This window comes from Aeromonas media, from assembly GCF_020423125.1.
Taxonomy (GTDB): domain Bacteria; phylum Pseudomonadota; class Gammaproteobacteria; order Enterobacterales; family Aeromonadaceae; genus Aeromonas; species Aeromonas media.
The window spans coordinates 1,454,721-1,466,717 of sequence record NZ_CP075564.1; the positions used below are offsets into that span (position 1 = coordinate 1,454,721).

The 11,997-nt window shown below is 53.8% G+C and carries 10 protein-coding genes; 6 read left to right on the top strand and 4 right to left on the bottom strand.

The window, feature by feature from the left end:
- Positions 1-4: 4 nt before the first annotated feature.
- Together pyk and KI797_RS06850 are read right to left on the bottom strand one after the other, a co-directional pair.
- The gene (gene pyk, locus KI797_RS06845; protein WP_042649695.1) at positions 5-1,444 is read right to left on the bottom strand and encodes a pyruvate kinase; all 1,440 of its coding nucleotides are present in this window, start codon (positions 1,442-1,444) and stop codon (positions 5-7) included.
- Between the two features lie 161 nt (positions 1,445-1,605).
- Positions 1,606-2,460, bottom strand: coding sequence for a MurR/RpiR family transcriptional regulator (locus tag KI797_RS06850; protein WP_171276452.1), 855 nt, complete (start codon positions 2,458-2,460; stop codon positions 1,606-1,608).
- 348 nt (positions 2,461-2,808) lie between these two features.
- Between KI797_RS06850 and glk the strand changes: the two genes are divergently transcribed.
- Positions 2,809-3,777 (top strand): glucokinase, encoded by a 969-nt coding sequence (gene glk / locus KI797_RS06855; protein ID WP_210538691.1) that lies wholly within the window; start codon positions 2,809-2,811, stop codon positions 3,775-3,777.
- Between the two features lie 376 nt (positions 3,778-4,153).
- Here glk and KI797_RS06860 read toward each other — a convergent pair whose 3' ends face one another.
- Together KI797_RS06860 and KI797_RS06865 are read right to left on the bottom strand one after the other, a co-directional pair.
- Positions 4,154-5,512, bottom strand: a complete 1,359-nt coding sequence (locus tag KI797_RS06860; protein ID WP_080560554.1) for an ATP-binding protein — start codon at positions 5,510-5,512, stop codon at positions 4,154-4,156.
- A gap of 23 nt (positions 5,513-5,535) precedes the next feature.
- Positions 5,536-6,210 carry a response regulator gene (locus KI797_RS06865; protein ID WP_010675337.1) on the bottom strand — a complete coding sequence of 225 codons (675 nt, stop codon included), beginning with the start codon at positions 6,208-6,210 and terminating at the stop codon, positions 5,536-5,538.
- Between the two features lie 956 nt (positions 6,211-7,166).
- Between KI797_RS06865 and rfbB the strand changes: the two genes are divergently transcribed.
- Genes rfbB through KI797_RS06890 form a run of 5 tightly spaced genes read left to right on the top strand, consistent with a single transcriptional unit; the run spans position 7,167 to position 11,995 of the window.
- Positions 7,167-8,252 (top strand): dTDP-glucose 4,6-dehydratase, encoded by a 1,086-nt coding sequence (rfbB, locus tag KI797_RS06870; RefSeq protein ID WP_226172186.1) that lies wholly within the window; start codon positions 7,167-7,169, stop codon positions 8,250-8,252.
- Entirely contained in the window at positions 8,252-9,115 is an 864-nt protein-coding gene (gene rfbA / locus KI797_RS06875) for a glucose-1-phosphate thymidylyltransferase RfbA (RefSeq protein ID WP_226172189.1), read from the top strand. Before rfbB ends, rfbA begins: the two co-directional genes overlap by 1 nt.
- 11 nt (positions 9,116-9,126) lie before the next feature.
- Entirely contained in the window at positions 9,127-9,678 is a 552-nt protein-coding gene (gene rfbC / locus KI797_RS06880; protein WP_226172191.1) for a dTDP-4-dehydrorhamnose 3,5-epimerase, read from the top strand.
- A 2-nt stretch (positions 9,679-9,680) separates the two neighbouring features.
- Positions 9,681-10,508: an NAD-dependent epimerase/dehydratase family protein gene (locus KI797_RS06885; RefSeq protein WP_226172192.1), complete on the top strand. Its 828-nt coding sequence runs from the start codon at positions 9,681-9,683 to the stop codon at positions 10,506-10,508.
- Complete coding sequence (locus KI797_RS06890) at positions 10,508-11,995, top strand: lipopolysaccharide biosynthesis protein (RefSeq protein ID WP_226172194.1); 1,488 nt, start codon at positions 10,508-10,510, stop codon at positions 11,993-11,995. Before KI797_RS06885 ends, KI797_RS06890 begins: the two co-directional genes overlap by 1 nt.
- The last annotated feature ends 2 nt before the right edge of the window (positions 11,996-11,997 follow it).

Consider the following 11,997-nt stretch of genomic DNA (forward strand, 5'->3'; position numbering starts at 1 on the left):
GCGATTACTCGACCATCATCACCTTGCAGGTGTTGGTACTGCCCACGGTTTCCATCTTGTCGCCATGGGTCAGCAGCACCATGTCGCCGCTCTGGACCAGTCCCTTGGCCTTGAGCACGTCGAGCGCCTCGCGGCACACCTCGTACACCGGCTTGCTCTCGTCGCCGTCGAACAGTACCGGGGTCACGCCACGGTAGAGGTTGGTCCATGCCAGGGTCTTGTTGTGGGGAGACATGGCGAAGATCGGCAGGCCGGAGCTGATGCGGGACATCAGCAGCGGGGTAGTGCCGGATTCGGTCAGCGCCACGATCGCCTTGACCCCTTCCAGGTGGTTGGCCGCGTACATGGTGGACATGGCGACGGCCTCTTCCACCGAGGTGAAGGTATAGCTCATGCGGTGGTTGGAGACGTTCAGGCTAGGGTGCTTCTCGGCGCCCACGCAGACGCTGGCCATGGAGGTCACGGTCTCGATGGGGAACTGGCCGGCGGCGGTCTCGGCGGAGAGCATCACCGCATCGGTGCCGTCCAGCACGGCGTTGGCTACGTCCATCACTTCGGCACGGGTCGGCAGCGGGGCGTTGATCATGGACTCCATCATCTGGGTCGCGGTGATCACCACCCGGTTCAGGCGACGGGAGTGGCGGATCAGCTTCTTCTGCACGCCAACCAGCTCGGGATCGCCGATCTCGACGCCGAGATCGCCACGGGCCACCATGACGGCGTCGGAGCCAAGGATGATGTCTTCCATCGCCTCGTCGCTGGCAACGGTCTCGGCACGCTCGACCTTGGCCACGATCTTGGCGTTTGAGCCGGCTTCTCGGGCCAGTTCGCGGGCGTAGCGCAGATCATCGCCGCTGCGGGGGAAGGAGACAGCCAGGTAGTCCACGTTCATGCGGGCGGCGGTCTTGATGTCTTCCTTGTCCTTCTCGGTCAGGGCCGGCGCGGAGAGACCACCGCCCTTCTTGTTGATCCCCTTGTTGTTGGAGAGCGGCCCGGCCACGGTGACCGTGGTGTGGATGCGGGTGCCTTCAACCTGCTCGACCTTCAGCTGCACACGGCCGTCGTCCAGCAACAGGATGTCGCCGGCCACCACGTCGTTTGGCAGACTCTTGTAGTCGATGCCGACCTGCTCCTGGCAGCCTTCGCCCTTGCCGAGGGCGGCATCGAGAATGAACTTGTCACCGATGGCGAGGTAGACCTTGCCATCCTTGAAGGTGGAAACGCGGATCTTGGGGCCTTGCAGGTCACCCATGATGGCCACATGACGGCCCAGCTTGGCGGCGATTTCACGCACCTGGTTGGCGCGCTGGATATGATCTTCAGGAGTGCCGTGAGAGAAGTTCATCCGCACCATGTCGGCACCGGCGCGGATGATCCCCTCGAGGATGCCGTCGCGATCGGTCGCCGGACCGAGTGTGGTTACAATCTTTGTTCGTCTTGGCATGAAAGACTCCGATGTGAAGTTGATATGACTTGAAATACTGCCCCGTCAAGCGTGTGGCATGGCGCCTGCTTGCAGGCCATCTGGGTGGCCTTGTGTCATTGAATTACGATACTACACCAAGCCCGGTGGCTTAGACAGTCGGGGGCGGACCCCCGAATGATTCAGGAATTATGCGGGGTATCAAAGCGGGATTCGCGCAAACCTTCTTTGACTTTCTTCAGGTTTTCGCGAAATTTCATGCCACGGCGCAGGGTGAAGCCGGTGGCCAGCACGTCCACCAGGGCGAGCTGGGCGATGCGGGACGCCATGGGCATGTAGACGTCGGTGTCTTCCGGCACGTCCATGGAGAGCACCAGGTTGCACTCGCGGGCCAGGGGGGAGTCCTTGGCTGTCATGCCGATGACGGTGGCATCGTTTTCACGGGCCAGGGCTGCGATCTCTACCAGTGCCTTGGTGCGGCCGGTGTGGGAGATCAGCACCACCACATCCCCTTCACTGCTGTTGATGCAGCTCATGCGCATCATGACGATGTCCTCGAAGCTCACCACGGGGATGTTGAAGCGGAAGAATTTGTTCTGGGCATCGCGGGCCACGGCGGAAGAGGCGCCCAGGCCGAAGAAGCTGATCTTCTTGGACTGGGTCAGGATGTCGACGCAGCGGTTGATGGCGGAAATGTCCAGGCTGTTCTTGGCCGCATCGAGGCAGGCCATGGTGGATTCGAAGATCTTGGCGGTATAGGTGTCTGGCCCGTCTTCCGCTTCCACGTGGCGGTTCACATAGGGGGTGCCGTTGGCCAGGCTTTGGGCGAGGTGCAGCTTGAAGTCGGGAAAGCCCTTGGTATCGAGGCGACGGCAGAAGCGATTGACGGTGGGTTCGCTGACATCCGCCAGCTTGGCCAGGGTGGCGATGCTGGAGTGAATGGCGGTCTGGGGCGACGCCAGGATCACTTCCGCCACCTTACGCTCTGATTTACTGAAACTTTCCAAATTGTTCGTAATTTTATCGAGGGTATTCATCATTACCACCAGGCATTTTTGTAATTTAACTTCAGTGTCTGTGCACTAAATTCACAGCTCAAGCAGGTTTCCAATCTCCGCGATGACTATACAAGACAAGCGCTTATCGGAACTAATCTCGTCCATACAAAGTATGACTCATGTCTAATTATTTCGTGTTTTTAGTTACAAACTTCCATTCCGCCCTTGAAAACGCTTACAAATGTTGCAAAGCAACAACACTGTGAGCGGGCGCACAGTTGCATTCATAAAACGCGCCGCCGGGAAGCGGCCTCGAGTAGTATTGCAGCCAAATAACAAGGTCGGGACGGTAAGGGCCGCCCCGAGTCGGTAACGAAGGAGTTTGTTATGCAGCATACCCATGCGCTGGTGGGCGACGTAGGCGGTACCAATGCCCGGCTGGCCCTCTGCGAGCTGGCGACCGGCGCCATTTCCCAGGCAAAGACCTATTCAGGGCTGGCCCACCCCAGCCTGGAGGCCGTGGTGCGCCTCTATTTGGAAGAACATGGCGCCAAGGTGGGCGAGGCCTGCATCGCCATCGCCTGTCCCATCAACGGCGACTGGGTCGCCATGACCAACCACAGCTGGGAGTTTTCCATCAGCGAGATGCAGGCCAATCTGGGCCTGGATCGCCTGCAGGTGATCAACGACTTCACTGCCGTCTCCATGGCGGTGCCCGTGCTGACAGAGGCTGATCGCATCCAGCTGGGCGGCGCGGCCCCGGTGGCCGGCAAGCCCATCGCCATCTATGGCGCAGGCACCGGCCTCGGGGTCGCCCACCTGGTGCAGGCCGGCGAACAGTGGCTCAGTCTGCCGGGTGAAGGCGGGCACGTGGACTTCGCCGCCAACACGGAAGAGGAAGATGCGGTGCTGCAGGTGATGCGCGGCGAGCTGGGCCATGTGTCGGCCGAGCGCTTCCTCTCCGGTCCGGGTCTGGTGAACCTGTACCGCGGGCTGGTGAAGTCCGACGGCCGGGAGCCCGAGGCGTTCGAACCCAAGGACATCACAGAGCGGGCACTGGCGGGGGAATGCCTGGATTGTCGCCGTACCCTGAGCCTCTTCTGCGTGCTGATGGGGCGCTTTGCCGGCAACCTGGCCCTCAACATGGGCACCTTCGGCGGCGTCTACATCGCCGGCGGCATAGTACCGCGCTTCCAGGAGTTTTTTATCGCCTCCGGTTTCCGGGTGGCGTTCGAGGACAAGGGGCGCTTCAAGTCCTACCTCAAGGACATCCCCGTGTTCCTCATCACCCACGAAGGTCCGGGCCTGCTCGGTGCGGGCGCCTATCTGCGTCAGTCCCTCGGGATCCGTCTCTGACAGGCTAGGGAAACGATTTCATCGCGGTTCAGCCCTGATTCAGTGGCCCTGGCGTAGAGTAGGCTCACGTACTCAAGAGGACAGGGTTTCACAGGGAATTGGAAGCTGTCTTCATCCGCTGGGTGCGAATTGTCACCTGACAAGCCTGAACTGTTTCACCGGCCCTCGCGGCCGGTTTTTTTATGCCCGTCGTTTCTGCTCGAGCAGGGGGTGAGGGGAGAGGCCCGTCGGTTTCTGATGGGAGGCAACTTGTCAGCACCATTGCCCTCGGCCAGGCATCGCCGGGCAGCACAGGGGAAAGGGTGGGAGAAGGTGAGCGCCGGGATGGCGATGCCCGAATGCGGCAGGGGCCAGGCACTGGCCTGGCCCCGATCTGTCAGGGGAGGGTGATATGGAAGCGGGCGCCGCCGAGGGGAGACTCATCCACCCGGATCTTGCCGCCGTAGCTGTGCACGATTTCGGTGACGACGGCGAGCCCTATCCCCTGGCCCGGGGAGCTGTCGGCCCTGACGCCGCGCTGGAAGATCTGCTGCGACTTGCCGGGGGCGATGCCGGGGCCGTCATCCTCCACCACGATGAGCAGGCCGTTGTCCTGGTGGCCGACATGGACCCGGATCTCGCTGATGGCAAACTTGCAGGCGTTGTCGAGCAGGTTGCCCATCAACTCCATCAGATCGCCCTGCTCGCCGTGGAAGAAGACATCGTCATCGAACTGGAAGCCGGTCTGCAGCTTCTTGTGGCGATAGACCTTGGCGAGGCTGGCCAGCAGCTTCTCGATGAGCGGTACCGGCTCGGTGCCCTTGCTCGCGAGGCGCTTGCGACCCGTGACGGCGCGGCGCAGCTGGTACTGGATGATCTGGTCCATGGTGGTGATCTGTTCGCTGATGTTGTCATGGATGTCGTGGCCGAGCTTGAGCTCCTGGGCGGTGATCTGGATCAGGGCCAGCCGGGTCTTCAAACTGTGGGCGAGATCGTTGAGCGCATGCTGATAGCGCTGGGTCTGCTGGCGCTCGTTTTCCAGCAGTTGGTTGACCGACTCGGTCAGCGGCGTCAACTCCCGCTCGTAGTCCTTGGAGAGCGCCTCCCGCGTGCCGGCACGGATCTCGTCTATCTGCCGCGCCATGGTGCGCAGGGAAGAGAGACTCCAGAAGCTGGTGAGCAGCAGCAGGGCGCCGAGCAGGCTGTAGGCGAGCAAGGCCTGGCGAATGCACCGGTAGAGATAGTCCCGGGTCTGGGCCTGGTAGCGCTTGGCGGAATCGACCATCACCACGTAGTAGGTCGTGGGGCCGTCGCCGTGGTTGCGCAGGAAGCGCAGGCTGTAGATGAAGTAGCTCTCGCCATTCTTGATGGTGTGCAGCTTGAAGAAATAGTCCTGATCCAGGCCCCCAAGGTACTTCATCAAATCCCGGCAGATGGTCTCCTTGATGGTGATCACCTCGGGCATGTGCAGGCTGGACCAGCTCAGCTCTCCATCGGAGCGGCAGATCAGGGTGTCGAGATTGGGGTCGATGGCATCCGGGGTCAGGCCGCCGAGATCCGTGATGGCGTGGGGCTCCGGCTGCTTGGAGGAGAACAGCTTGGATAGGTTCTCCTGCATACGGATGCTGGCTTTCTGGGCCTGCTCCTCGGCGTGGCCGAGGTAGAGGATATAGACGGAGAAGGCCATGATGAGCGCGATGACCAGCATGGCGCTCAGCATCAGCTTGAGGTGCAGTGAGCGACGGATCAGTGTCATGGGGTGCAGCATGGCAAGGGGCATCAACTGCAGGAGAGGTTGAAGATGTAACCCTGGCGGCGGATGGTGGAAATGGGCTGGATGAGCCCCTCCGGATCCAGTTTCTTGCGCAGTCGGCTCACCATCACCTCTATGGTGTTGGGATCCCCTTCGCCATCTCCGTAGAGCTGGTCCAGCAGTTGCTGCTTGGAGACCACCTGGCGGGCGTTGCGCATCAGGTACTCCAGGATCAGATACTCGAAGCTGGTGAGCACGGTGACTTCGCCGGCGATGGTCAGCTCCTTGCGGGAGAGATCCAGCTCGTAGTCACCCGCCTTCACCCTGGGGGAGATGAAACCGGCGCTGCGGCGCACCAGGGCATTGAGGCGGGCCAGCAGCTCGTCCTTCTGGAAGGGCTTGACCAGGTAGTCGTCCGCCCCGGCTTCCAGCCCTTCCACCTTGTCCTGCCAGTTGCCCCGCGCGGTCAACACTATGATAGGGAAGGGGATCTGCTGCTCGCGCAGGCGGCTGATGAGCTGCAGGCCGTCCATGTCCGGCAGGCCGAGATCGATGATGGCCACGTCGATGGGGTAGTCGGTCGCATAGTGCAGCGCCACCTGGGCATTGTCCGTGCTGTGAACCTGATTCTGGGCCTCGGTCAACAGCGTGGAGAGATGGTGATTGAGCAGCTTGTCGTCTTCGACCAGTAGGATTTTCATAAGATGCATGATGATAAGGGTCCGGGCTGTCAATTAGAGGGTCAACAAGAAGGAGAGTCAATGCGGATCCTACTTGACCCCCCTGTATCGGGACTGAATCATGCCAGCCTTTGTCTCCTCTACCCGTCCTTGTATCGGCAGCCATGCCTTTCGTACTTTATTGTGAGTCATGCTGTCGAATCAGATGAGGACTGCCGGGGTTCCATTGGTGACTACTTGCGACTGTTCTGATCGCACTGGTGGGGATGGGGGCTCACTGTACTGTTGCAGCAGTGTTAGTCGTTACAGTTTGGCACCGGTTATCTTGGACTACTTGTATGTGTTTGTAATCATATGAATAAATTGAATTTTATTGCTTTTAGGGGCGTTCGTGAGCAACTTCTGGGGATGTGTAAAGGAGGATATTGCACAGGAAAAGTCGGCAGGTCGAATTAGTTGCTTTTTTGAAGCCCTATCGTACGAGAGGTTTTCTGCGGTTTTGACTATTAATCCCTGCGCCAAACGAGATAGAATCTGGCCCAAATCGGGTTTGGGGCTCTCGGTTGCCCAAGATGTGTACAATGTCGCCGCCAGGAATCCTTGGCTGAGTAATGTGATGTAACGCCATTGTGAGACATCCGCAAAAAGAAGAAGCTGGAGGATATGATGACCAACAGCGCGCACAATCAGGTTAAAAGCAGCATGTTGGGAGCTGTAACCTACGGGCGGTAGCGTGATCATTTATCCATTTCAATCTTGCGTTGGTTCATCTCCGTTAATCCTCTTGCTTTGAGAGTCTTTCTGCATGCAGACAGACAAACATCACCCAACGAATTTCGTTGAGTGGGTCTAAGCATTTGTGAACTCAGCGCAATCACTTTGCCCTATGAAGAAAAAAACCAGCCAGAGTGATGCACAGTAGCAAACCCTAACCAAAAATCTTTCCTTTTCATTAGATCGCAATCGGGAACCTTTCAATGAAGATCCTTGTAACCGGCGGTGCCGGTTTTATCGGTTCGGCTGTTGTTCGCCATATTATTCAACATACTCAAGATTCAGTGATCAACCTCGACAAACTCACCTATGCGGGCAATCTGGAATCCTTGGCCAGTGTCGCAAACAGTGAACGTTATGCCTTTGAACAGGTGGATATCTGCAACCGCACCGAACTGGACCGGGTGTTTTACCAGCACCAGCCGGATGCCGTGATGCACCTGGCCGCCGAGAGCCACGTCGATCGATCCATCACCGGCCCCGCCGAGTTTATCGAAACCAATATCGTCGGCACCTACATGCTGCTGGAAGCGGCTCGCGCCTACTGGAACGGCCTGGACGAGGTACGCAAGGCGGCTTTCCGTTTCCACCATATCTCCACCGACGAGGTGTATGGCGATCTGCCCCATCCGGATGAAGTGGCCCCCGGTGTGGCACTGCCGCTCTTCACCGAAACTACCCCTTATGCCCCCAGCAGCCCCTATTCTGCCTCCAAGGCTTCAAGTGACCATCTGGTGCGCGCCTGGCGCCGTACTTACGGCCTGCCGACCGTCGTCACCAACTGCTCCAACAACTACGGCCCGTACCACTTCCCCGAGAAGCTGATCCCGCTGGTTATCCTCAATGCGCTAGATGGCAAACCGCTGCCGGTGTACGGCAAGGGTGACCAGATCCGTGACTGGCTCTATGTGGAAGATCACGCCCGCGCGCTTTATACCGTGGTCACCACAGGTGTCATCGGCGAGACCTACAACATTGGAGGTCATAACGAGAAACAGAATCTGGAAGTCGTTCATACCATCTGCGATCTGCTGGATGAAATGGTGCCCAAGGCCGGCTCCTACCGCGATCAAATCACCTATGTGACCGACCGCCCTGGCCATGACCGCCGTTATGCCATTGACGCCAGCAAGATGAGCGCCGAGCTCGCCTGGCAACCGCAAGAAACCTTTGAATCCGGTATCCGCAAGACAGTGCAGTGGTATCTGGATAACCAGCAGTGGGTCAACAACGTGAAGAGTGGATCCTATCAGTCCTGGATCGATAAGCAGTACGGGGAGAAGAAGTAATGAAAGGCATTATTCTGGCAGGTGGTTCAGGCTCTCGTCTTCACCCCATCACGCGTGGCATTTCCAAGCAACTGCTGCCGATTTATGACAAGCCGATGATTTACTATCCCCTCTCCGTGCTCATGTTGGCAGGTATCAAGGATATCTTGATCATCACGACGCCCGAGGATTCGGAAAGTTTCCAGCGCCTGCTTGGCAACGGTGAGCAGTTCGGCATCAATCTGCAATACACGGTTCAACCGTCACCGGACGGACTGGCCCAAGCCTTTATTCTGGGTGAGGAGTTCATCGGCCAGGACAGCGTCTGCCTGGTGCTTGGCGACAATATCTTTTTTGGTCAGGCCTTCGGCAAGCAGTTGCAAAAGGCGATAGCCAATCAGGAAGGGGCCACCGTCTTCGGTTACAAGGTCATGGATCCCGAGCGTTTTGGCGTCGTTGAATTCGATGAAGAATTCCGTGCCAAGTCCATTGAGGAAAAACCGATAAAACCGAAATCGAACTGGGCTGTCACCGGTTTGTATTTCTATGACAACTCCGTCATCGAGATCGCCAAGAGCATCAAGCCGTCTGAGCGTGGTGAGCTCGAAATCACCAGCGTCAACCAAGCATATCTGGATCGTGGCCAGCTGAAGGTAGAACAGCTGGGCCGTGGCTTCGCATGGCTTGATACCGGTACCCATGACTCTCTGATTGAAGCTTCTCAGTTCGTGCAAACCGTTGAAAAGCGTCAGGGATTCAAGATCGCATGTCTTGAAGAGATTGCGCTTAACAATGGCTGGTTGAACCGTGACCAAATCAAGGCTATTGGCAGCAGCATGGTGAAAACCGGTTATGGCAAGTATTTGTTGAGTCTGATCAAATAAGAGATGTCGACATGAATGTAATCAAAACAAAAATTGCAGACCTGCTGATTATTGAGCCGAAAGTGTTTGGCGATGAGCGTGGTTTCTTTTATGAAACTTACCAGGAAGCGCGTTACAAGGCCGCCGGAATCACGCCGGATTTTGTCCAGGACAACCGCTCGCGTTCTACACAAAATGTACTGCGCGGTCTGCATTTCCAGAAAACCAAGCCACAGGGAAAACTGGTCACTGTGACCCAGGGCCGTGTATTTGATGTTGCCGTCGATTTAAGGCCAGACTCTCCTACTTTTGGTCAGCATGAATCTGTCTTGCTGACAGGAGAAAACAAGGTCCAGTTTTACATTCCGCCTGGATTTGCCCATGGTTTCTGCGTACTGAGTGAAACGGCCGATTTCCAATACAAATGTACCGATTACTATGACCCGACCGATGAAAGCGGGTTGCTGTGGAATGATCCCGCGCTGGAGATAGAGTGGCCGTTGACGGCACCGCTGTTGTCACCGAAAGACAGTGTGCAACCCACGCTAGCCCAGATCCGCGACAACCTGGTGAATGGGTGGTGAGCATGAAACGTTACACAGTATTTGGTGGGCGGGGTTTTATCGGCAGCGAGATCGTCAGCATGCTGGAAGCTGCTGGCCAGAATGTCTGGGTGCCGCCGCGCGATGATGAAAGTGTATTCGACACCGATCTGGGGACTGTGATCTACAGTGCGGGACAGGGTGACTGCAAGAATGCCCCGCTGGGAGTGTTTGATGCCAATTGTCGTTTGCTGGCCGATCTGCTGGCACGAGGCAAGTTTGAGCGTCTCCTTTATGTCTCTTCCACCCGTGTATACATGAATCAGGACTCGGCGGCAGAAGGAGATGACCTGAAAGTATGTTCCGATGATCAGCGCCGGTTGTTCAACCTGACCAAGCTGGTATCAGAAGAACTGTGCCTGAAAAGTGGGCGCGATATCACTATTGTCAGACCAAGCAATGTCTATGGTGTTGCTCTGCACAGTCCGCTTTTCCTGCCGGCGATCACCCGTAATGCAATCAATCACGGCAAGGTCGATATGTATATTGACCAGGATTATGCAAAAGATTACGTTTCGGTAACGGATGTTGCCCGCGCCTGTATAACCTTGGCCACTCATCCTGAGAGCGTGGGACAAATCATCAATATCGCTGCGGGATATAATATTACGGCCAAGCAAATAGCTGATGTCTTGCATAAATTTACAGCATGTGAAATCGTGTGGCATAAGATTGCTTTCCCGAATGAAAACTTCCCTCAGACAGCAATCACTAAGATCATGTCTCTCATCCCTGATTATCAACCAAGGAATGTACTCGAAGACATTGAGCTGATGATAGCAGAATTTAAAACTCATTTGGCTGCACACTGATGAGTGAATTTAATAGACTGCTGAAGAACTCAGTAGCAAATATAATTAATGGTTTTTCAAATGTAATATTGGGGATAGTTATATCCCCTTTCTTATTGCAACGTTTACCAATTGATAGTTTCTCGATATGGAATTTGAGTATTCAAGTCGGAGCGTTCTTTGCTCTCATTGGTTTTGGATGTCAGTTAACTGTTGCGAGAAACATTACAATTGCGAGAGAGAAAAAAGACTCCATAATGGAGCGCCATATAATAAAAAATGGTATTTTTTTAAGCTCTCTAGGGATTATTCTTAGTTGTCTATTATTAACTTTAATTTATAACAATTTTTATTCTTTATTTAGTAAAGTGGAAGGGATTGAAGCATCTGAGGATAAGGTAACTTTTTTTGTTGTAGCTATATCATTTGTTATTGGTCTAATATCATCTGTATTTAGTGGTTTTTTCACTGGGATAGAGAGGAATGACATCCCAGCAATGATAAATTTATTGTCGAGAGTTATATTAGGTATCCTCATTGTAATGTCGGCACAATATGGCATTAAAGTAATGTCATATGTTTATCTAGTAGTTAATATTCTATCTTACTTGACGATATATATATCATATTCATTTTTCAGAAATCCTCTAGATAATCAATCATCAAAAGATGGTTCTGAGTATAAATTTGGCAAGTTTTGTTCATATTTCATTGGTATAAGCGTCTTCAATTTAGCCTCTTTTATGTTGGTTGGATTAAATGGGATACTAGTAGGGAAATATGCTTTTGATGAGTTTGCATATTATTCACTGGGAATGAGTTTGGTAACAGCTGCTGTAGGGTTTATTAATGCCGCAATGTCACCAATAATACAGCCGTTGGTGAAGCTCTCCAATAGAAATGACTCTTCAGAAAATTTAAATAAATTATTATACAACTTAACTTTTATTGTCATGTTGTTGTCTATTATTTCTATAATAATAGCATTTTATGTTGGACCATACATTTTGAGTTTATGGGTAGGAGATTCGATTTCTACTCATGTAGAGAATATATTTGTATCTCTGATGGCTGTTAATCTTGTTAGGTTAGTCGGCGCTCCACTTGGTCTATTATATATTGCTCAAGCTAAGCAGAATAAAATAATGCATTATCCGTTAATGGAAAGTGTCATTAGCGTAGTATTGACAATTATTCTGATTCATTCCTATGGAATGTATGCGGTACCTATAGGGCTAGCTATTTCAGCTTTTCTAATACTATTTGTATATTCATTTAAATTATTAAATATACTAGATGATCATAGTTATTTTATCAGATATAAATTGATTTTCTTAATATATCCACTATCAATGTTTATTTTTATTATTGGTTTAGTAGAGGCGAGAAAAGAAAACATAGATATCGTAAGTTATATGCTAAATGTTTTATCAACTCTAGCTCTAACAATCGGTGGATATTTGGTGTTGAGAAGAACAAAAAACATTAAAAAAATACTCGAGGTGTGATT